This is a genomic window from Klebsiella sp. GN_Kp190 (assembly GCF_040061795.1).
In the GTDB taxonomy this organism is placed as follows: Bacteria; Pseudomonadota; Gammaproteobacteria; order Enterobacterales; family Enterobacteriaceae; genus Klebsiella; species Klebsiella michiganensis.
In genome coordinates this window covers 154,265-176,672 of record NZ_JBEAFN010000028.1, presented here as the reverse complement: position 1 = coordinate 176,672, position 22,408 = coordinate 154,265, and the positions used below count along the sequence as shown (strand labels likewise).

The window sequence follows — 22,408 nt, the reverse complement described above, 5'->3', positions numbered from 1 at the left end:
CATCCTCCGGTGGGGTTGATACCAGGCGCCTGGCCTGTCAGGTGAGTGCATCAGCTTCCCCAGCGGCTTTTCAGGTAGTTAACGGCCTGCTGGGTTTGCGGCTGATTGAGGTAATTCTCTCTGAATAAAATCGTGCCCTGAATTTGCGGCATGGATTCATTCAAATCAAGCTGCTTTTTCAGCTCCGGCACGCCGCCGCTAATCATCCAGTCAGGTTCGTTCTTCGATGGCTCGCCAACTTTGTACAGCGCCACGCCGATATAGAGGCGGGTATGGGTGGGTTTCACCACGTCAGCCCACCACTTTGCCAGCACATCGTAGCGGGCCGCGTCGCGGGCGAAAGGCCAGTAAATCTGCGGCGCGATGTAGTCCAGCCATCCCTGCTGGACCCAGAGGCGGGTATCCGCATACGACTCATCGTAGGCCGCTGCGCCGCGGGTATCTGAACCCGCCGGATCGTGGGAGCGGTTGCGCCAGACGCCTGCCGGACTGACGCCAAATTCAACATCGGGATTCAGCTGCTTGATGGTGCGGGAAACCTGCTCAATCAGCAGCTGCGTGTTGTGCCGCCGCCAGTCCGCTTTCGCGGCAAAGCCCTGGCCGTACTGCTGGAACGTCCGGTTGTCGTTAAGGGCCGATCCCGGTGATTCGGTGTAGAAGTAATCGTCGAACTGGACGCCGTCAACCGGGTAATGCTCCACAACCTCGGCCACGATGCTGGTGATCCAGTCGCGAACTTCCGGAATGCCCGGATCGAGCACGAAGCGATCGCCGGAGGTGCGAATCCACTCAGGGTGCAGGACGTATACGCTGGCGGGAACCTGCGACAGCGTGCTGTTCAGTTCGGTGACGGTTTTCGGCCGCGTATTGACCGAGACGCGATAGGGGTTAAACCAGGCATGAACGCGCATGCCGCGCTTATGGGCTTCATCCAGCATAAACTTGAGCGGATCGTAGCCCGGATCCTCACCGATTTTGCCGGTCAGCATATCGGACCACGGCAGAATCTTCGATGGCCAGAGCGCGGTGCCATCCGGTTTCACCTGGAAGAAGACGGTGTTAATGCCGAGGCTTTTTAAATTATCCAGCTTGGCAACCAGCGCCTGCTGCTGCAGGGCGATGCGCCGTTCGGCGCTAATGCCGCCATTGACGGATTCCAGCGGCGGCCAGTCGAGGCGCGACACGGTCGTCAGCCAGACGCCGCGCACCGGCTCCTGGCTTTTGGGCAACGTCGGCTGGCGGGCCGCGGGCGGCATGGGCGTGACAAGAGAAACGGGCGGTTTGCTACCGCAGTGGGCTAACAGCAGCGCGGCAGCTATAGCTACCGCGGATATTTTCACCTTGTTCAGAATAAACTTACGAGAGCGGATCGTCATCATATTTGCCAGCTTTTCTGGTCATCGCACAAAAGAGTCATTTTCATATTATTCGGCTTTAAGTCAATCATTTAGCTACAGATGCGGCGGCATAAGCACGCAAACCTCAGACGCAGAAAACGCCTCCTGCGCCGCGCAATGGTTTGCCATGATATATCATTGATATGCATTAAAACTTGATCGGTTCAGGGCGAGTATAAACAGGATTTATTAAAATTTGGCCAAACAATTGACCTTTGGCCTTTTCCGGCGAGTCAAACTGGATTAGCACAATGAACTACTCATCATCACGCCATCGTCTGTGGATACTCCTGTTTCTGCTTGCGCTACTGAGCCTGGGCACCGGGCTTTGCTACTGGCAAATGCAAAAAAAGGTGGATCAAGATATCCATTCGCGCCTGCAGCAGGCGATAGCCAGCCTCGATGTGACCGTCTCTCATGCGGAGCAGGCAGCCGATCTGGCTGAGCCTTTTTATGGTAAAAGCTGTAGCGAGAATGTCCTGACGGAGCTGCGCACGCTGGTGGCCACCATTCCCGATGTGCGCACGGTGAATTTAGGTAAAGATAACGAAATATACTGCACCTCGGTTTTTGGCGGGCGTAAATTTCAGTTCGATCGCCGCCAGTATACGCATGGCGCTCTGCGCCTGCTGAGCGGCAGCGAAATCACGCCATTTCATCCCTTGATGGTTTACAGCGAACAGGATGAGCGGGGAAATACGATTCTGGTTGGCGTTGACGGCTATTATTTATACAACATTTTGACCGTTCTTGATGGCGATGCGCATCTCTATCTTCAGGTTGGCGATCGGATAATGACCCGCAAAGGGGAAGTGACGGCGACGCCGGATATCAAGGTTCCCGTGCGCCTGGCCTCTGAGCTGTTTACCTATTCGGTGATTGCCGACCGCGGCTACGCCTCTGGCGTCGGTGCGTTTATCCGCTATGAGCAACACACGCTTATCGCCATTATTCTGGCCTCCTTGCTGCTCACCTTTTTATTCAGAAACTACCTCCGCTACCGGAATACGATTGAGTATCAGCTCAGAAAGGCTATCGAACTGAAGCAGCTCAAGCCCTATATTCAGCCAATTATCAACAATGACAGCGGAGCGGTTATCGGCGGTGAGGTGCTGGTGCGCTGGGAACATCCGAAGCAGGGATTTATTGCGCCGGATAAATTTATTTCCGTGGCAGAGCAGACCGGCTTGATTAAAGACGTGACGGCGATTTGCTTTGCCGAGGTGATCCGTCAGCTTCGGCGCCATCAATCCGTTATCCCTGGAGGGCTGTTTATTTGCTTTAACACCAGTTCGGTAAACTTTCAGGACGACGAAATAGTGACCCTGTGCCAGACGTTTATCCAGCAGATGAAAGAGGCGCAAGTCCGCCTTGTTCTGGAGATAACCGAGCGGGAGTCGATCGAAAATACCCGGCAAACATCAGCGGTGACGGACAAACTCAGGCGTATCGGCGTTCAGTTTTCGCTGGATGATTTTGGTACCGGCTACGCGAACTACAGCTACATCCAGCAATTTAATCCTGAGATTATCAAAATCGATAAGGTCTTTACCCTCAACATTGTGACCAACACGGCTTCCGCGCTGGTGGTGAAGAATATGGTTAATCTGGCCAGGAAGTTTCATTGCCAGATTATTGCTGAGGGCATCGAGGATAAGGAGCAGCTCGCGATGCTCAAAAATATGGGGATTACCCTCTATCAGGGCTATTACTTTTCTAAACCGGTGCCGGTCGATGCGTTTATTCAGATGCTTCCTCGCTCGTTTAGCGAGTCAGGAAGACGCTAAAGGCGACGCTCTTGCCCACGCAAAACACAGGAAATTAAAAGGTGATCGACTCGGCAAAACCGAGTAATAATAACCCGTTCAAGCTGAAAATTTGGCATTATTGAGAAACAACTCAACAACATGGAGGTTGTCTTGTTTGAATCTCATCTCAATATTTTTATCCGCGCGGTTTTCGTTGAAAATATGGCGCTCAATTTTTTCCTCGGGATGTGTACTTTTCTCGCTATCTCCAAAAAAATCGATGTCGCATTTCGCCTCGGGGTAACCGTGACGGCGCTGCTGGCCATTGCGACGCCGATTAACAACCTGATTTACCATTATCTGCTGAAAGAGAACGCCCTGATCGAAGGGGTTGACCTGAGCTTCCTCGATTTCATCACGTTTATCGGCGTTCTTGCGGCGCTGGTGCAGATCCTCGAAATGGTGATCGACAAATATTTCCACGCGTTAAACCATGCTCTGGGGCCGTTCCTGCCGCTGTTAACTATCCACTGCGCCATTTTCGGCGCGACGATTTTTATGGTGCAGCGTGAATACAGCTTTCTTGAATCACTGACTTATGGCACCGGGTGCGGTATTGGCTGGGCGCTGGCGATTGTGGCGCTGGCCGGCATTCGTGAAAAGCTGAAATATGCCAATATGCCTAAAGGCTTACGCGGTTTAGGTAGCGTATTTATTACCGCCGGCTTAATGTCGCTGGGGTTTATGTCGTTCGCCGGCATCTCGCTGTAGGCTGCGCTGAACGTCGGGGGAGTGATTCTGCCGTCCAGACCCTGGGGTTGTACGGCAGAAGGCGCGAAATTATTGCCTCAGCGTTTTACTACGGGTAGTTAAACGCATCCGGATGGTTCTCCAGGCTGCCGCTCAGGGCGGCAAAGAGCACCGTCTTGCCATCGATAGAGCGCTCATCGCTAACATTCAGCCAGGTCAGTGTCTCCAGGGCGGTTTTTTCGTCAACGGCGGAATAAAGCCCGGACATCTCTCCGGATTTTTCCGACCACAGCACGGCGAAGCGCTCCGCTGCGCAGTCGTGGGGCTTGCAGACGCTGAATACCTGATAGACCTCGGCGCCAAGCTTCACCGTCCGGGCAGGCGAGCCCGTGCCGCCGGACTTTATCCAGGCGGGCAGGGTATGCCCTTTAACCATCTGGCTAAAGGCTGCCGGTTCCTTTTTGGCCAGACCGTCCAGCGTCATATCGGTTTGCGCCATGGCGTGGGTGGATGCAGCCAGAAAAGCGATAGCGGTTAAGTGTTTAAGCATAAAATTGCTCCTGCGAACTCTCTGATTCCGTTTGATGGCCGGTGATAATGGCTCTGATTAGCTGTTTTTGGTCTGAACCCAAAAAGCGTGGATAAGGCCTGGAATATAGCCGAGGATCGTTAAAATAATATTGAGGATAAACGCCCAACCAAAGCCTTTACCCAGCAGTACGCCAAGCGGGGGTAGAATAATCGTCAACACAATTCGCCAAAAACCCATAATATCTCCCTGTTTAGTGAGTTAGCTCATAATTATTTTAGCGGTTGAGCCTGTTTTTGCAAATTTTAACTTTTTGAATAATAAGACTGCTAATATTACCCGCGCCTCGTTACTACATATTTAATAAATAGAAAAGCCCCAATTCACCTTTCTGACATATATAAGATTATTCCAGGGTGAGGCTTGCGTCAGCAACGCTGACAAAGCAAGAGTGTTCCATCGTAAACGCATTTAAACGTAAATAAGGAATGCAGGTAACGAGGCGGGAAGTGCGCTACACTGGCGGGGAGATTTATCCCATCATGAAATGGCGGCGGCATGGACAACATTATCCTTTATAAAGTTATCGTCATCCTGACCATTGTCGGGTGGGGCTGGAGCATGGTTAGAAGGAAGCAGAAAAAGCAGGTCCTGGAACCCGCTATTGCGCAGGCGAATGCCAGGGAGCGTTATCAGTGGCGTTATTTCAGGTGGGGCTGGAGAGTTTTGCAAATCGTCTGCGGTTTTTATTTGCTGATTACCCTCATCCAGTTTCTTCTCTGCGGCTAGCGTTCGCCGCTGCGGCGAGCTGGAACAGCGCGCGACAGCGACGAGCGCTTCTTTTATGCGACGCCGGTACCGCCGTCTGAGCACCAGACCTGACCGGAAGCGTACGAGCAGGCATCTGAGGCGAGGAGAACGTAAAGGGGCGCAATCTCGACCGGCTGTCCCGGTCTGCCGAGCGGCGTATCCTCACCAAAATGCTGAACTTTCTCTTGCGGCTGGCCGCCGCTTGACTGCAGCGGAGTCCAGTACGGGCCGGGCGCCACGGCGTTAACGCGGATACCGCGCGGACCAAGCTGCTTAGCCAGCGATTTGGTAAACGCCACGTTGCAGGCTTTGGTCTGGGCATAATCCAGCAGGATCTCACTGGGTTTAAACGCCTGCACGGAAGAGGTGTTAATGATCGCCGCCCCCTGAGAGAGATGACGAAGCGCGGCTTTGGTTATCCAGAAGGGCGCATAAACGTTGGTTTTAAACGTGGCGTCAAACGCGGCGGTCGTTAACGTCTCAATGGATTCACAATACTGCTGCCTGCCGGCGTTGTTAACCAGAATATCCAGCCCGCCCAGCTCAGCGACCGCTTTTTCAACCAGGGTATCGCAAAATGACTCAATCCGAATATCGCCGGGAATGGCGACGGCTTTTCTTCCCTCGGCCTGGATCAGCGCGATAACGGCAGCCGCGTCGGACTCCTCCTCCGGCAGGTAGCCGATAGCGACATCCGCGCCTTCCCGCGCGTAGGCAATCGCGACAGCCCGACCAATTCCCGAATCACCGCCGGTAATCAGCGCTTTTTTCCCCGCCAGCTTTCCGGAACCGGTATAGCTGGTCTCTCCGTGATCGGGAAGGGGCTTCATTTCGGATGCCAGCCCCGGGGGTTGCTGCGGCTGCTCGACAAACGGCGGAAGTGGATAGTGTAGCGTTGGGTTATTTCCTGTTGTCATACCGGCCTCCTTAATAAATGAAATTTAAGATTAGTCAATGACTGCGTTTGGGCGATAAAAAAAGCGCAAACCAGGAATAATTAACATCGTAAAACCAGGAATTATTTACCTGGCTTTTAAGTCAACATGTAATACCAGAACAACGCAATTTCATCTTTTTCCGGTAACGCGCTGTAGAGATAACGATCGTATCCGCCCAGGGTAAAGCCATAATTTCGATAGAAAAGGCAGGCGGGAACGTTGACGTTCTGGGTTTCCAGCTTTAATCCCGCCGCGCTCATGCTCCGGGCCCATATATGGGCTGCCGCCATGAGCTTGTTGGCCGCGCCCGTTCTGCGCTGTGAGCGCTCGATGGCGATATAATCCACGGAAATAAACTTGTTCCAGATCAAGGAAGCAGTAATAAATCCGGCCACTTGCCCCGCGTCGGTTTCCGCGATTAAAAATATAGCATCCGGATTAACGCAGTGGTTTTCCAGCGTCTGGATATCCAGTTCATAGGTTTTATTATAAGTGCTGGGAAGTGTTTCAATTTTCAGATCATTATTGACAAAGGGGCCGGTGGCAATCTGGCTGACGGTGAAGGAAAAATCACAATATTCCAGACGAGCCAGGTCGGAATTTAATCCTTTACGAATCTGCATAGCATTCCTTGTTTTTTAAGCGATTTATTAATCATAGACAACGCCTTTAAAAATATCAGCCTCGCCAACAACAGCGCACGCGTTTAAACCTGGTCTAATCTTATATTCATGCCGCATTTTCCACAGGTCATTTGAGGATATTTAATGGAATCCAGAGTATTTAAAAAACATTGGGGGGCGGAGTTCATTGCCGCGGACACGGTCCGCTTTCGCGTCTGGGCCGAAGGTCAAAAAACGATGACGCTGAGCCTGACGGGCCGGGATATTCCGATGGACGCCGCGGGAGAGGGCTGGTTCCAGATTGACGTCCCCGGCGTAAAGCATGGTGATGAATATATGCTCCGTTTAGCCGACGGCACGCGCATTCCGGACCCGGCGTCGCGCGCGCAACGCGATGATGTTAACGGCCCTTCGGTGGTCATCGACCCCAGGCGTTTTCAGCCGGTTAACGCTGGCTGGAAAGGACGTCCGTGGGAAGAAACCGTGATATATGAACTTCATCCGGGCACCTTTACGCCGGATGGCACCTTTCTGGCCGCCATCGAAAAGCTGCCTTATCTGGCGGAGCTGGGGATCACCCAGATAGAGGTCATGCCCGTAGCCCAGTTTGGCGGTTCCCGCGGCTGGGGTTACGACGGCGTATTACTCTATGCGCCGCACGCAGCGTATGGCGCACCGGAGGATTTTCACGCCTTTATTGATGCCGCCCACGGGTTAGGGCTATCGGTGGTTCTCGATATCGTACTGAACCATTTTGGCCCGGAAGGCAACTATCTCTCTCTGCTGTCGCCGGGCTTTTTTCATCAGGACCGGATGACCCCGTGGGGTAACGCTATCGCCTATGAAACCGAGGCCGTGCGGCAGTATATTACCGAGGCGCCGCTGTTCTGGCTGACCGAATACCAGCTCGATGGGCTGCGCTTTGATGCTATCGATCAGATTGAAGATCGCTCCGCCAGGCACGTACTGATAGAAATAGCCGAAAATATCCGCGCCGCGATTCCCGACCGCCACATCCACCTCACCACCGAAGACAGCCGGAACGTGATTTTCCTCCATCCGCGCGATGAGAACGGACAGACGCCGCTCTTTACCGCCGAGTGGAACGATGACTTTCATAACGCCGCCCACGTTTTCGCGACCGGCGAAACGCACGCCTATTATCAGGATTTTGCGCATCAGCCGGCAAAGAATGTCGCAAGGGCGCTGGCCGAAGGGTTTGTCTACCAGGGTGAGCTTTCTGCGCAAACCGGAAAGCCACGCGGCGTGGCCTGCGCCGCTCAGCCGCCGCAGTTTTTTGTCGACTTTATTCAGAATCACGATCAGACCGGGAACCGTGCGCAGGGGGAGAGGCTGATTTCTCTTGCCGGCGCCGGGAAAACGCGCGTTCTGCTCGCCGCATTGCTTCTGTCGCCCCACATTCCTTTGCTGTTTATGGGCGAAGAGTTTGCGGAGACGAACCCCTTTCTGTTCTTTACCGATTTTCATGGCGACCTCGCGAAGGCGGTGCGGGAAGGGCGGGCTAAAGAGTTTGCCGGGCACGCGGGACACGATGCACCAGTCCCTGACCCGAACGATCCCCGGACCTTTATCCGTTCTAAGCTCGACTGGCAGAAGGCGGCAAGCGAGGAGGGGAAAGCCTGGCTGCGCTTTACGCGCCACCTTATCCAGCTGCGCCATCGCTACATTGTCCCGCTGCTCGCGGCGGGAGGGGCCGTGGAGGGCATGATCCTGCACGCGGCGGCGCAGGCGCTGGCGGTGAGCTGGCAATTCTCCGGCGGCACGCTCTCCGTGGCGCTGAATATCGGCGAGGAGCGGGCAGCGATGCCGGAAATAGCGGGCGAGGTCATTTTTAGCTGGCCGGAGCGGCAGGAGGCGTTATCGCCAAACAGTATTGTTGTCCGTTTTGCACATGGAGAAGCCTCATCATGATCCCTTCCGCAACCTATCGTATTCAGTTCCGTAACGGCATGACCTTCGATCGCGCGGCGGCGCTGGCGCCATATCTCAAAGACCTGGGTATCAGCCATCTTTACGCCTCGCCGATTTTTACGGCAACCAGCGGGTCAACCCATGGCTATGATATTACCGATCCTAACGAGATCGATCCGGCCATCGGGGGCCGCGAAGGGTTTGACCGGATGGTGAAGGCGCTGCGAAACGCGCAAATTGGCCTGATTCTGGATATTGTTCCCAACCATATGGCGACCTCGCTGGAGAATCGCTGGTGGCGGGACGTCATCGAGCAGGGCAAAAACAGCGCCTGGGCCCATTATTTCGATATTGACTGGACGCGTCCCGTTACGCTGCCGTTTCTGGGGGATACCTTTGAGGCAGAGCTGGAGAGCGGGGCGCTCGCGCTAAAACGCGATCCGGAAACCGGGAAGCCGGCGTTCGTCTACTATGACCAGGCCTGGCCCCTGAATCCTCAAACCCTGGCGACAGGTGAGCAACTACTAACATCTCCGGATCGCGACGCCATTCTGGCCCTGCACGAGGCGCAAAGCTGGCGGCTGATGTCCTGGCGGGAAGCGCCCAGGCAGCTCTCCTGGCGGCGCTTTTTTGAAATTACCGGCCTGATTGGCGTCCGGGTTGAAGACCCGGCGGTGTTTGACGACACCCACCGCCTTATTCTTGAACTGGTGCATTCTGGCATCGTCGATGGTCTGCGCATTGACCATATCGATGGCCTTGCCGACCCGCTGGGGTATTTGCAGCGCCTGCGCCAGGCAGCCGGGCCAGAGTGCTACATTACGGTGGAAAAAATCCTCGCCAAAGGCGAGCAGCTGCCCGCCGACTGGCCCGTCTCCGGCACCACAGGATATGAGTTTATCGCTTCGCTGGCGGAAGTGCTGGTGGATGACAATAACCTCGATCTGCTGCAGCAGGTTCATGATGAAGCGCTCGGCGGAGCGATAGATCGCCATACCGCGCTGCGCGAGGCGAAAGGACTGATGGTGGATCGCAATTTTGAGGGTGAATTTACCACCTTATTGCGGCTGGCCACCGAACTGGCGGAGCGTAATAGCATGGCGGTTGAGAGCGACGCGCTGCGCCATGCCTTGCGTGAACTGCTGCTGGCCTTCCCGGTCTATCGTACCTACGGCACCGCCGAAGGACTGACCGCAGGCGATATTACGCTGTTAAACCGGGTGGTTGACCAGGTGAACGCCAGGGAAGACAAACCCGATGCCAGGGCGCTTGAGGTCATTATCGCCATCCTGACCGGCAATCTGCACGGAAGTAGCCTCGACACCGCGTCACTCTTCAGAACCCGCTTTCAGCAGCTGACGGGGCCGTTGATGGCTAAATCGGTCGAGGATACGCTGTTCTTTCGCCATAACCTCGACCTGGCATTGAACGAAGTCGGGGCCGATCCTACTCCTCGCGCTTTTTCTCTCTCTCGTTTTCACCAGGAGATGCGCATTCGTCTTGCCCGCCAGCCCGACGCGCTGCTGGGAACGTCGACGCACGATACTAAACGCGGGGAAGATGCGCGCGCCCGCCTTTACACCCTAACGGAAGCCCCGCAGCTGTGGGCGGAAAACCTTGCGCGCTGGCGTCAGATGAATCAAACCCAGGTGCGTTTTTTGAACGACGGTACGGCGCCGAACGCGGCGGATACGTGGATGATCTATCAGGCGCTCGCCGGCGTGTGGCCTGCAACGCTGCTGCCCGACGATACCGCAGGGCTGAAAGAACTCGAGACGCGTTTTCTTGCTTTTATGGAAAAAGCGCTGCGCGAGGCCAAGCAAAGAACCGACTGGATCGACAGCAATGAAAGCTATGAAAGCGTTGTGCTGAACTATGCGCAACAGCTGTTCGCTGCGGATAATTCGCTCTTTCTCAACGATTTTCACACCGCCCTGCAGCCTTTTATCCGTGCCGGCCTGGTGAACAGCCTCAGCCAGACGGTCATCAAACTGACCGCGCCCGGCGTACCGGATATTTATCAGGGGAGCGAGGCGCTGAACTTCAGCCTTGTCGATCCGGATAACCGACGTGAACCTGACTTCGCCGTCCTGGCGCATAACCTCGATAGCGAAGGCCCTGAGTTGTTTAATAGCGAAAACGCATGGCGAGACGGGCAGCTGAAGCAGTACGTCACCGCGTCGTTTCTCAGGTTAAGGCAGCGGCATTCCGCGCTCTTCCATTATGGTGACTGGGTACCATTAAAGGTCACCGGTGACAGGGAAGAGAATCTTATCGCCTACGCGCGCATCAACGACGAGGAGGCCCTTATCGTGGTGGTTCCTCGCCTGGCGTTTGACGTCGCGGCGCACGGATTGGCTGATTCCCCGGTCAGGCTGTGGGGCAACTCTGCGGTAGCCATACCCGAAGATCTGGCAGGACGACATTATCGCGATGCGTTAACCGGCGAAAACCGTCTTGTCGAAGAGGCGCTCGATCTGGCGTCAGCAACGGGGTGGTTAGTGACGCTTATTAGTGAAAAGAAAAGTGGAGAGGAACAGGGACAATGAAAGAAACGTTTGCAATAGAGCCCGGTGACGGCCAGCAGCTGGGGGCTAATTTTGACGGAAAGGGCGTGAACTTTGCGCTGTTTTCAGCGCACGCTGAGCGGGTTGAGCTGTGCTTATTCGATCCTTGCGGAAAAACGGAAATAGCCCGGCTTGAACTACCTGAATATACACACGAAATCTGGCACGGCTACGTACCCGGTCTGCAGCCCGGAGCCTTATACGGTTATCGGGTTTATGGGCCGTACGATCCGGAGAACGGCCATCGCTTTAATCCACACAAATTGCTTATCGATCCTTACGCGCGGGAGCTGGAAGGCGATATTGAATGGAACGATGCGCATTTCGGCTACGAGCTGGGCCATGAGGAGAAAGATCTGAGCTTTGATACCCGCGATAGCGCGCCATTTACGCCAAAATGCAAGGTTGTCGACCCGGATGCCTTCGACTGGCAGGGGGAAAATCGTCCCGACGTCCCCTGGCCGCATGCGGTTATCTACGAAACGCATGTGAAGGGTTTTACCCAGCGCAATCCGGCGCTTCCCCCGGAGCTTCGCGGCACATTTGAGGGGCTTGGGCATCAGGCTTCCGTCGATTATATCAAGAGCCTGGGCATCACTTCCGTTGAGCTGCTTCCCGTACACTGGTTTCCGGACGATCGGCATCTGCTCGACAGAGGGCTAAAAAACTTCTGGGGTTACAATACGCTGGGCTTCTTCGCTCCCGCGTCCCGTTACTATGGACCTGCGGGTATCGCGGGCTTCCGCGACATGGTGCGCGCATTTCATGATGCCGGTATCGAAGTGATCCTTGACGTGGTTTACAACCACACCGCGGAAGGCAATGAGCTGGGACCGACGCTCTCATTTAAAGGCATTGATAATTTTTCCTACTACCGGACGATGCCGGACCAGCATCGCTATTACATAAATGATACCGGGACGGGGAACACGGTGAATACCTCGCATCCCCGGGTGCTGCAGATGGTCATGGATTCGCTACGTTACTGGGCGCAAGCTATGCACGTCGACGGCTTTCGTTTTGATCTGGGGACCATTCTCGGGCGCGAACCCGAAGGCTTCGATCCGCGAGGCGGGTTTTTCGATGCGATAACCCAGGATCCGGTTTTATCGAAGCTTAAACTGATTGGTGAGCCCTGGGATATCGGTCCCGGGGGTTATCAGGTCGGCGGTTTTCCGCCTGGCTGGGGCGAGTGGAACGACAAATATCGTGATACGGTGCGGGAATACTGGAAGGGGGATAATGTTTCCAACGACTTTGCCGCCCGTTTACTGGGCTCCGGCGATCTGTACGATTTACGCGGCCGTCGTCCGTGGTCCAGCGTCAATTTTATTACCGCCCATGACGGCTTCACGTTGAACGATCTGGTTTCGTATAACGAGAAGCATAATGAAGCCAACGGTGAAGACAATAACGACGGGCATAATGACAACCGCTCCTGCAATTATGGCGAAGAAGGCCCGACAGAAAACCAGGATATCGTCGCCGTCCGCGAACGCCAGAAGCGGAATTTCCTGACCACGTTATTGTTCTCCCACGGTACGCCGATGCTGCTGGCCGGCGATGAGTTTGGCCGTTCTCAGCAGGGCAATAATAACGGCTACTGCCAGGACAGCGAGATTTCATGGGTCAACTGGGAAGCACAGTCCGAGCAGGACCATGCGTTGCGCCATTTCACCCAGCGTCTGATAGCGCTGCGTGCGGAGCAACCGCTTTTACGCCGTGAAAGCTGGCGTGACGGGCTCGAGATACGCTGGTTTAACGCCGGCGGCGGTCTGCAGCAATCTGAACAATGGGATGAAGGTTCGACGTTAGGTCTCGCCATCAGCCGACCCGATCTTGAACAGGAGGAGGGCATCTGGCATGACGTGCTGATGCTGTTCAATCCCTTTGAGGGCGATGTTCCGTTCCAGATCCCGCAGTTTGGCGAAGGCGGCTGGGTTCTTGAGCTGTCGACCGCTGAAGAAAAAACGGACGGCGTCATCATTACCGAGACAATTGATTTTGTTCTGGCCGGGCGCAGCATTGCCCTTTTCAGACGGCCTTAAAGCCTCAGACAAACCCGGCGTTGAATGCCGGGTTTATATTGTCATTATTGATGCAGCGGCTGACCACTGGCGGCAAGGATGGATTCATGCATGGCTTCAGAAAGCGTTGGATGAGCAAAGATCATCGATAAGAGACTCTCATCTGTGGCCTCCAGATGATGCGCGATACCAAAACCCTGGATCTGTTCAGTGACCTGCTCACCAACCATATGCGCGCCCAGCAGCTCGCCGGTTTCGGCGTCGAAAACAGTCTTTACAAAACCCTCCGTCTCCCCGCTGGCCAGCGCCTTACCATTCCCCTGATATGCGAACTTACCGATCTTGATTGGCCGTCCCGTCTCGCGAGCCTTCGCCTCTGTCAAGCCCAGGCTGGCAACCTGTGGCCGGGCATAGGTACAACCGGGCACATAGTCGCGGTTAAGAGGGCGTACGCCTTTGACGCCAGCCAGCGTCTCGACGCAGATCGCGCCTTCGTGGCTGGCTTTGTGCGCCAGACACGGCGGGCCGGCCACATCGCCGATAGCATAGAGCCCAAATACGTTGGTTCGGCAAGCTGCATCCGTCTTGATAAACCCGCGGTCCAACTCGACTCCCAGCGCTTCCAGCCCCAGGCCTTCCACATTAGGCTGTACGCCCGCTGCCAACAGCACACGTTCGACTTCAAGGGTCTGTTCGGCGCCGGTGGTTTTCAAGGTGCAGCGCACGCCCGTATCGGTGCGCTGTACCTGCGTCAGCAGCGTTTGGCTATGGACGTGTATACCGCGTTTTTCGAACGATTTACGCACGGTAGCGGATACTTCGGCGTCTTCAACGGGCAGAATCTGCGCGGCTTGTTCGACCAGCGTCACGTTACTGCCAAGATCGTTATAAAGGCTGGCGAACTCGACTCCGATGGCCCCTGATCCGATGATTAATAGAGACTCCGGTAAGCGCTCAGGCTGCAGGGCCTCAAAATAGGTCCAGATTCGCTCACCATCTGGCTCTACTCCTGGTAACGCTCGCGGCCGGGCGCCAGTCGCAAGGATCACATGACCAGCGCGATAGTCTCGCTCTTCCCCTCGGGGATCGGCGACCGTTACTTGCCCCTTTCCACGTAGCCGGGCGGTGCCGGTAATGACAGTAACGCCATTTTTCTTCAGCAGGTACTCGACACCTCCGGTCAGCTGTTGCGACACGGCGCGGCTAAACTGCACCAGTTTCTGCACATCGAAACTCACCTCTCTGAGACTAAAACCCAGCCGATCGGCATGCGCAATACTGTGCGCCACCTCTGCACCATGCAGCAGCGCCTTGGTTGGAATGCATCCCCAGTTCAGGCAGATCCCCCCTAAATGCTGCTTTTCCACCAATGCTGTACGAAGCCCTAGCTGGCCGGCACGAATGGCGGCGACATACCCCCCAGGCCCGCCACCTATTATCAGTACATCATATTTGTCGTGCATAGCTCGTCTCCTCGATAAACAACAGCGTCGGTGTTTCAACCAGCCGCTTGAGCGCCTGGAGAAAAGCCGCGCCTGACGCCCCATCGATGACCCGGTGATCGCAGGACAGCAATACGGTCAGTTGATGGCGGACGACGATTTGTCCATCGCGAACTACCGCTCGGGGCTCGCCTGCGCCAATCGCAAGGATCGCGCCCTGGGGTGGGTTTATGATGGCATCAAACTGCCGTACTCCGAGCATGCCCAGATTTGACACGCTAAAGGTGCCGCCCTGGAATTCTTCGGGCTTGAGCATGCCCGCCCGGGCTTTGGTTATCAGAGAATGAACTTCGTTTGATATGTCGCTTATCGACCTGCTGTTGGCCGAACGTACGATAGGGGTAATTAACCCGTCTGGCAGCGCAACGGCCACGGAAATGTCGGCATCGGCAAAACGGCGGATGCTCTGGGTAGCCTCATCAAACTGTATGTTGACGTCCGGCACGGCTATCAGCGCCATGGCGCAGGCCTTAACCAGCATATCGTTAACCGAAATCTTGACGCCGGGTACTTCGCTGTTGATTTCCTTACGCAATGCTAAGAGTCGCTCCAGATCGAGATCGACGGTCAAACGGAAATGGGGTGCATGTTGCTTGGACATTTGCAAACGGCCAGCGATCGCTCGCCGCATACTGGACATCGGCAACGTCTCAAAGGCTGTCGCTGACGTGGCTTGTGGAGCCCCGGCCTGGGGTAGCCCATCAAGCAGCAAAGCGGCCGCCAGCACATCATCACGGCTCACCCGTCCGAGTGAACCGCTTTTGCGGCAGTCGTGCAGGTTGATCCCCAGTTTGTTGGCCAGACGGCGCGCCAACGGGGTTGCCGATACCTGGCTATCATCGGTATGCGATCGCGGCGCTTTGCCGGAACGAACGGGCGGCGGCGGAGAGGCGATGCGGCCGCCTGCGGCAACGATCGCGCTCTCCAGGTCAGCGACAGAGATACGCTCGCCACGCCCGCTACCCTGGACCTTTTTCAAGTCAACGCCCAACCGCGCAGACTGACGTAACGCATGGGGAGTGGCATTCACCTGAGTCGGATCGGTTATGCCTTGCAGGCTGGTGGGTACCTCGGTCTGCCCAATGGATGCCGCAGGCTTATTGGCGGGGGCCGGTATAATGGAGGGCGCGACGGTCGCTACAGCAGGCTCGGTAGTCTGCGTGACAGGCGCTGCTGGCTGCGCCGCGGCCAGGCTGGCGGCAAAGGCATCCAGTTCAGCATCGCTTACCGAAGAGTCAGCTACCAGCGCCAAAACAGCGCCGACCGGGAGGGTATCTCCCACCCGGGCGATTATCCGCCGTAGCGTACCGGCGAAGGGGGCCTCCAGAACATTGACGATTTTGCTGGTCTCAATTTCACAGATTTCCTGCCCTTTGGCGAAGCGGTCACCCTCCTGGATGGCCCACCGCGCGAGCACGCCTTCCTCCATTGAAAGGCCCCACTTCGGCATTTCAAGTGTCCTGATATCGCTCATAGCTTAATCCTCCAGCACTTGACGGACGGCAGCTTCGATACGTTCAACGCCAGGGATCCAGAGTTTTTCGAGAGCAGGGGAGAACGGTACCGGGGTGTGTGGTGGTGTCACCAGAACAACAGGCGCTTTGAGGAAATGGAATGCCTGGGAAGCAATCAGCGCTGCGACATCATGAGCAAAGCCAAAACGCGCGGCTGACTCGTCGACAATGACCACGCGGCCGGTAGAAGCCACTGATTCCAGAATACCTTCTTCGTCCAGAGGCGAGATTGTACGTGGATCGACCACCTCCACCGAGATCCCCTCCCTGGCCAGTTTGTCGGCGACCTGGTTTGCTTTATGTACCATTGCAGACAACGCGATGATGGTGACATCCTCACCTTCACGGGTATAGTTGGCGACGCCCAGGGGGAGGGTATAAATCTCGTCCGGTACCTCGCCCTTGAGGTCATAGAGCATTTTATGCTCGCAGAACACCACCGGATCGTCGTCGCGAATCGACTGGATCAGCAGCCCTTTGACATCATAAGGCGTCGATGGCACGACCACCTTGAGCCCCGGTGTGGTAGCAAAAATATTATAGGGTGACTGCGAATGCTGGGCTGCTGCAGAAAAACCAGCACCGATCATGCCCCGCATCACCAGCGGCGCCTTGGCCTTGCCACCAAACATATAGCGAAACTTTGCCGCCTGGTTGTACAGCGCATCATGGCTAACACCGAAAAAATCCATAAACATCAGCTCCGCCACCGGCCGCAGACCCGTTGCAGCGGCGCCGGCAGCCATGCCGACGATCGCCGACTCCGTAATGGGGGTGTCGATCACCCGGTCGGAGCCGAACTGCGTCCACAGCCCTTTAGTGACTCCGAGCACACCTCCAAAGGCCTCTATCCTTGCTTCTTCGGGCGCATTTCCGCCGTGACCGCCGCGCAAGTCTTCACCAATCAGAACGACGCGTTCGTCGTGCTCCATTTCCTGGGCCAGGGCTTCCTTGACCGCTTCTCGATAGGTTTTTATAGGCATTGTTATCACCCTCAGTATGAGACGTAAACGTCTGTAAGCAGGTCTTCCGGAGCCGGATAGGCAGCGGCTCGCGCTTTGAATACAGCATCATCGACAAGTGCTTCAACCGCCGCGTCGATCGCCGCCAGTTCCTCAAGGGAGATGTGTTGTTTGACCCTGGCGGTGAAAATCTTCAGCGGATCATGTTGTTCGCGCAGACGTTGAACTTCGCCCTCAGCGCGGTAAAGCGCCGGATCGCCCTCAAAGTGACCGTGCCAGCGGAAAGCTTTGGCCTCAATGACGCTTGGGCCTCCACCTTCTCGGGCGCGCTTGACGGCCTCTGAGGTGGCATCGTAAACGGCAAAGAAATCTGTGCCATCAACCGTCACTGCCGGTAAACCGAAGCCCGCGGCGCGCCCGGCGATATCACGACCACCGACGGCGTAGTCATGGCCAGTTCCTTCGCCATAACCGTTGTTCTCGAAAATAAAGATGGCAGGGAGTTGCAGCACCACTGCCATGTTGATGGCTTCAAATACCAGGCCCTGATTAGAACCGCCGTCACCGGTAAAAGAGACCCCAACGTTACCGGTCTTGAGGGTTTTGGCCGTCAGAGCAGCGCCGATGGCTAACGGAGGGGCGCCACCCACGATAGCGTTCGCACCCAGCATACCTTTCGACAGATCGGCAATATGCATAGAGCCTCCCTTGCCCCGGCATAATCCGCTGTCCTTACCGAATATTTCAGCCATCATGCCGTGAATATCGCAGCCTTTGGCAATACAGTGGCCATGCCCACGGTGCGTGGACCCAATGAAATCAGCGTTAGTGAGATTTTCGCAGACCCCCACCGCAATGGCTTCCTCACCGGTATAAAGGTGAATGAAGCCCGGAATATCCCCGCTGGTGTTTTCCTGATGCAAACGCTCCTCAAACGTCCGGATTTCGCGCATCTTACGGTAAGCCTGGAGTAAAGCCTGTTTGTTAAGCATCACTTAATTCTCCTCAGTAAAGGTCGTCAGGCGGGGGTTTGACAGGCTGGAAGCCCCTTAACCACGCCGATGCAATGAATCTACGAGTGCGACGAGGAGGTGCGAAGCCACCTTCATGGGGGGGTAGGAGGGGGTTTTCATGCTTGAGGTCAAACTTTGTAAATTTTATGTATCTATCGAGAGGGGTGGCTCCATGCCATCCCGGGCTCTGGCGTACAATTGATAAAAAAATAATACGAGTAGATAACTACGGATGAAGCCATCGGATTTGAAAAGTCGCCAGGCAACTTCACTGGTCTCCGGGCCATTGCGGCTGACGAGAGATTTGCCGCTAATCCTGACCAAATTCGTTCCACCACGCTCTTCGATACGGCTGCTACAGCGCTCACGGCTTCTGCTCCTCCTCGATCGCATGCAGCGACGCCGTCTGGGCGTCGTTTGCGCGGGTGCTGGATTTGGCAAAACCACGCTGTTGGCGCAGTGGTATCAGCAAATGATTGCCCAGGGTGAACGCGTTGCCTGGCTTAGCCTCGATGAGGATGATGATGGCGTATGGCAGTTCATTCCTTATCTGCTGCAAGCATTGCGGCCGCTCTATGGCGATTGGGACGCCGACTTTTGGCGCAACATAGAAGAACAGACGCCCTCCAGTTCTCAACAGCTGCTGGCCGGGTTGATTAACCAACTACATTACTGTCCGCACGACCTGTATCTGATCGTTGATGACTTCCATATGATCAATGATGCCGGTGTATATGAAGCCCTGGGATATTTGCTCAAGCATGCTCCTGCCGCCTTGCACCTGATCATTGGCAGCCGTTTCCACCCCAGTCTCTCTCTGAGCCTGCTTCAGGCACAGGACCAACTGGTGGAAATCTACGATCGAGACCTGCAATTTACGCTTGAAGAAACCAGAAACTATTTCAGCCAGACGATTGACATACCACTCAGTAATCAGCATGTACAGCGGCTACTTTCCGCGACAGAGGGGTGGATCGCCGGCATGAAAATCGCTTCGTTATCCCCAGAATTGCTCAATGATCCAGAACATCTGCTGCGCAATATTCGTGGTGGAACCCGCGCTATCGCCCGTTATCTGAAAGAGGTGGTACTTGATCCATTGCCACAGGAAGTTTTTGATTTTCTGGTCAAAACATCGTTTCTTAATCGTTTAAATGCCGGGTTATGTAACGGGGTTACAGAGCGTGATGATAGTGAAGCGATACTGGCATGGATTGAGCGGCACAATCTTTTTTTGTCAGCCCTGGACGAACAAGGCTGCTGGTTTCGCTACCATCCTCTTCTGCAGGAAACCCTGCGAACGATATTGCAGCAGAACAACGATATCAACCTCAAGCACTTACATGAATTAGCCAGTCATTGGTTCGTTGAGCAGAGATTGTGGTCCGAGGCGGTACGCCACGCACTGGCAGCGGGCAAGCCGATCCATAATCCCGGGCAGGATGGCGCGGGCGCGCAGTCGCTGGCGGAAGAAGGGGATATAGATACCCTGGTTTCCTGGATGCATCACTTACCTGCGAGTACTGACCCTTCGCGCATTGACCTGCAAATCAATCTGGCCTGGGCGCTGGCGCACTATTTTCGCTTCGATGAATCGAGGCAGTTACTTGATAATCTTGACCAAATGGTCGTTAATCATCGTGATGATATAACCCCCAACGCCTGGCTCAAATTACGTGTCGTGCGCGCAATTTGCGAAGCTTTTGCCGAGAAAATCCCGGAAAGCCTGGCGATTGTTGAGCCGTTGCTGGCTAAAGTGCCCTGCGGAGACACCTGGGTCGATGGTCTCATTTGCAATATTCTGAGCTACTGCCACGTGGTTAACCAGCGCTATAGCGACGCTCTTGAGGTTCAACGGCATATGCCTTGCCCGGAAAGCCCATTAGACAATCTATTTGTCTCGGTTTATCGCGCTTTTATCATCACTCAGTGCCATCTTGGTCAGGGTGACCTGGAGAACGCCTGGGGGCATGCAGAGAATGCATTGCGCCAGGCTGAGCGTTATACCGGCCCTCAGTCGACCAGCGGCGCGACGCTTGCGCCGCTGCTGGCGGAAATGGCTTACGAACGTATGAACCTGGACTCATTAAATACGCTGTTAGCAGATAGACTCGAATTCATCGATCGGTTTGGTCCACCCGACGCCCTGAGTCGCTGCTATACCTACCTTGCGCGCCAGGCCTTGAATGACGATATGCCGCATGAGGCAGAACGGCTGCTGGAACACGCGCAGCGACTAGCGGTGTCTCGAGGATGGCAACGGCCGCAGGCTTTATTGTTAGCAGAGCAGGCGAGAGTGCGCCTGCAGCGCGCGAATTATCCAGGCGCGGAGCAGCTGCATCGGCAACTCGAACAACTGGCGGCCCGTGCCACAATTGATGCCGAAAACCCCTGTCAACGCGCAATAGCTCAGCATGCCAATGTCAGCCGCAGCCGCCTGCTTCTGGCGTCAGGTCAGGCGCCACAAGCCAGCCTTTTGCTGGGCGAACTCGTGACTGAGCAGGAGCGTCGGGGCGACCGGCTCTCCGCAGCGCGTCTTCGTACGCTATGGTCATTATCATTGTGGAATAGTGGCGAAAACGCGGCGGCCGTGGCTGCATTGCAGCCCGTCCTGCAATTAGCGGCACAACAGCATCTCAAACGTATTTTTCTTGATGCTGGCGATGCATTGCAGCCTCTGCTTGTCCATGTACGCGAAACCTCGGCAGCCAGCGAAGGGGATGACCCTTGGCCCGGGAAAGGGAGCCTGTCTGAAGGCAAGCGGATTGAGCATGAAAACCTTGATGTTAACCAGGAGCTCAGTGAGCGAGAGCTGCAGATATTACAGCTCATTGCTGACGGTCAGATGAACAAAGAAATCGCTCGCTCCCTGACTATCTCTACTGAGACGGTGAAATGGCACATCAAGAACATCTACGCCAAGCTCAAAGTCAATAGTCGTACGCAAGCCATGAGTCGGGCTCTGGAAATGAAGTTACTGGATTAATAATGTCAGTGATGCGCAAATATTTTTGAGTTCAGGTCTTTAGCATCTCCTGTAGCCTTCACGTACAATAGATTTCACCGGGGGAGGCAGAGCAGGGCAGAATTTACTAAAGCCTACCGGCAGACTCTCTCAGCACAGTAATATCCCTCTTGGGTGATTCCCCAAACATCCGCGTATATTCCCGGCTGAAATGGGATAAGCTTTCGTAGCCGACAGCATAGGCCGCTGTGGTGACATCGTAATGCTCATTCAGCATCAGTCGCCTTGCTTCATTGAGACGCAGCCATTTCTGATAGCGGAGCGGACTCATTCCCGCAAGCTGTCTGAAATGGTGGTGGAAGGAGGGCGTGCTCATTTGCACGCGACTTGCCAGCTCTTCGACACGCAGCGGCGAAGCAATATTGGTCTTTAACCAGTCGATAGCTTTACCGATACGGTAACCATGGCCGTCGACTGCCGCAATCTGTCTGAGACGATCGGACCGATCGCTCATCAACAGCCGGTAATGTATCTCCCTCTGAATCAGCGGGCCGAGAACGAGAATGGCTTCGGGTTCGTCCAGCAGTGAAAGCAGGCGGCAGAAAGGCTCCAGTAAAACATCAGTCATGGTTCCTATACCGACCCCCGTTCCCGCATCTCGTTTTTTGACTGGCGGCAGGCATCCCTGGGCAATTAATTCCATCAGTACGCGCTGGTCAAGTTTATAGGCGACGCCGACGCAGGGCCGTGATGGCGATGCCTGTAACACTTCCGAACTGGCTGGCAAGTCGAGGGAGGTGATGAGGAATTTTTCCGTATTATATTCATAAGCTTCACCGCCAACCCACATGATCTTCGCGCCATCAGCCACCAGAACGATACTCGGAGGGACCAGGCAGCTCACCGGAGGGGCGGGTTCGTTGCGCCGGAAGAGTTCCAGCCCTTCAACCGCGGTGGGAAAATCACCGGTACCGGGCGTGCGCTGAGCAATATCCCGGGAGAGCTTGCCGAGTCGTCTCTCAACCGATTTGTCTGAAATCATTCCGTCACGCCTCATATTTGTTAAGTCTGTGCGACGTCGTCAACTTACCCGTTATGAAAAGTGAAATATACGCTTTGGCATCATGTTAA

Annotated in this window: 17 protein-coding genes; 7 read left to right on the top strand and 10 right to left on the bottom strand. The window is 55.3% G+C overall.

Annotation, left to right across the window (positions count from 1 at the left end):
* Positions 1-50 precede the first annotated feature (50 nt).
* Positions 51-1,340: a glycoside hydrolase family 10 protein gene (locus ABLU67_RS17255; RefSeq protein WP_162557345.1), complete on the bottom strand. Its 1,290-nt coding sequence runs from the start codon at positions 1,338-1,340 to the stop codon at positions 51-53.
* Positions 1,341-1,648: 308 nt separating this feature from the next.
* Between ABLU67_RS17255 and ABLU67_RS17250 the strand changes: the two genes are divergently transcribed.
* Together ABLU67_RS17250 and nqrE are read left to right on the top strand one after the other, a co-directional pair.
* A complete protein-coding gene (locus ABLU67_RS17250; protein WP_046877562.1) occupies positions 1,649-3,184 on the top strand; it encodes a cyclic diguanylate phosphodiesterase in 1,536 nt (511 codons plus the stop codon).
* A 120-nt stretch (positions 3,185-3,304) separates the two neighbouring features.
* Positions 3,305-3,916 (top strand): NADH:ubiquinone reductase (Na(+)-transporting) subunit E, encoded by a 612-nt coding sequence (gene nqrE / locus ABLU67_RS17245; protein WP_009652200.1) that lies wholly within the window; start codon positions 3,305-3,307, stop codon positions 3,914-3,916.
* Positions 3,917-4,004: 88 nt separating this feature from the next.
* On the opposite strand, the gene ivy is transcribed toward nqrE, so the two are convergent.
* Together ivy and ABLU67_RS17235 are read right to left on the bottom strand one after the other, a co-directional pair.
* Positions 4,005-4,445: an Ivy family C-type lysozyme inhibitor gene (gene ivy, locus ABLU67_RS17240; protein WP_348852412.1), complete on the bottom strand. Its 441-nt coding sequence runs from the start codon at positions 4,443-4,445 to the stop codon at positions 4,005-4,007.
* 57 nt (positions 4,446-4,502) lie between these two features.
* Positions 4,503-4,664: a YqaE/Pmp3 family membrane protein gene (locus ABLU67_RS17235; protein ID WP_004102047.1), complete on the bottom strand. Its 162-nt coding sequence runs from the start codon at positions 4,662-4,664 to the stop codon at positions 4,503-4,505.
* Between the two features lie 318 nt (positions 4,665-4,982).
* On the opposite strand from ABLU67_RS17235, the gene ABLU67_RS17230 reads away from it, so the two are divergent.
* Complete coding sequence (locus ABLU67_RS17230; RefSeq protein ID WP_014838472.1) at positions 4,983-5,213, top strand: hypothetical protein; 231 nt, start codon at positions 4,983-4,985, stop codon at positions 5,211-5,213.
* Between the two features lie 53 nt (positions 5,214-5,266).
* Here the strand turns inward: ABLU67_RS17230 and ABLU67_RS17225 are convergent, their stop codons facing one another.
* On the bottom strand, positions 5,267-6,151 hold the full coding sequence (locus tag ABLU67_RS17225; RefSeq protein ID WP_025108367.1) for an SDR family oxidoreductase: 885 nt from the start codon (positions 6,149-6,151) through the stop codon (positions 5,267-5,269).
* A gap of 116 nt (positions 6,152-6,267) precedes the next feature.
* Positions 6,268-6,795 carry a GNAT family N-acetyltransferase gene (locus tag ABLU67_RS17220; protein WP_014229347.1) on the bottom strand — a complete coding sequence of 176 codons (528 nt, stop codon included), beginning with the start codon at positions 6,793-6,795 and terminating at the stop codon, positions 6,268-6,270.
* Positions 6,796-6,939: 144 nt separating this feature from the next.
* Here ABLU67_RS17220 and treZ point away from each other — a divergent pair, with 144 nt between their 5' ends.
* From treZ to glgX, 3 genes are read left to right on the top strand one after another with little or no spacing between them, the layout of a single operon-like run.
* A complete protein-coding gene (gene treZ, locus ABLU67_RS17215; protein WP_348852411.1) occupies positions 6,940-8,727 on the top strand; it encodes a malto-oligosyltrehalose trehalohydrolase in 1,788 nt (595 codons plus the stop codon).
* Positions 8,724-11,276, top strand: a complete 2,553-nt coding sequence (treY, locus tag ABLU67_RS17210) for a malto-oligosyltrehalose synthase (RefSeq protein ID WP_064380387.1) — start codon at positions 8,724-8,726, stop codon at positions 11,274-11,276. The genes treZ and treY overlap by 4 nt, the downstream gene beginning before the upstream one ends.
* Entirely contained in the window at positions 11,273-13,342 is a 2,070-nt protein-coding gene (glgX, locus tag ABLU67_RS17205) for a glycogen debranching protein GlgX (protein ID WP_348852410.1), read from the top strand. Before treY ends, glgX begins: the two co-directional genes overlap by 4 nt.
* Positions 13,343-13,386: 44 nt before the next feature.
* On the opposite strand, the gene lpdA is transcribed toward glgX, so the two are convergent.
* The 4 genes from lpdA to ABLU67_RS17185 are packed head-to-tail and all read right to left on the bottom strand — an operon-like array spanning position 13,387 to position 18,291.
* Positions 13,387-14,784 (bottom strand): dihydrolipoyl dehydrogenase, encoded by a 1,398-nt coding sequence (gene lpdA / locus ABLU67_RS17200; protein WP_032749104.1) that lies wholly within the window; start codon positions 14,782-14,784, stop codon positions 13,387-13,389.
* On the bottom strand, positions 14,768-16,297 hold the full coding sequence (locus ABLU67_RS17195) for a 2-oxo acid dehydrogenase subunit E2 (RefSeq protein ID WP_348852409.1): 1,530 nt from the start codon (positions 16,295-16,297) through the stop codon (positions 14,768-14,770). Before ABLU67_RS17195 ends, lpdA begins: the two co-directional genes overlap by 17 nt.
* A 3-nt stretch (positions 16,298-16,300) precedes the next feature.
* A complete protein-coding gene (locus tag ABLU67_RS17190; RefSeq protein WP_014229353.1) occupies positions 16,301-17,320 on the bottom strand; it encodes an alpha-ketoacid dehydrogenase subunit beta in 1,020 nt (339 codons plus the stop codon).
* Between the two features lie 11 nt (positions 17,321-17,331).
* Positions 17,332-18,291, bottom strand: coding sequence for a thiamine pyrophosphate-dependent dehydrogenase E1 component subunit alpha (locus ABLU67_RS17185; RefSeq protein WP_162557587.1), 960 nt, complete (start codon positions 18,289-18,291; stop codon positions 17,332-17,334).
* Positions 18,292-18,544: 253 nt separating this feature from the next.
* Here ABLU67_RS17185 and ABLU67_RS17180 point away from each other — a divergent pair, with 253 nt between their 5' ends.
* Entirely contained in the window at positions 18,545-21,298 is a 2,754-nt protein-coding gene (locus tag ABLU67_RS17180) for a LuxR C-terminal-related transcriptional regulator (protein WP_348852408.1), read from the top strand.
* A 106-nt stretch (positions 21,299-21,404) separates the two neighbouring features.
* Here ABLU67_RS17180 and ABLU67_RS17175 read toward each other — a convergent pair whose 3' ends face one another.
* Positions 21,405-22,319, bottom strand: coding sequence for an AraC family transcriptional regulator (locus ABLU67_RS17175; protein ID WP_348852407.1), 915 nt, complete (start codon positions 22,317-22,319; stop codon positions 21,405-21,407).
* Positions 22,320-22,408 lie beyond the last annotated feature (89 nt).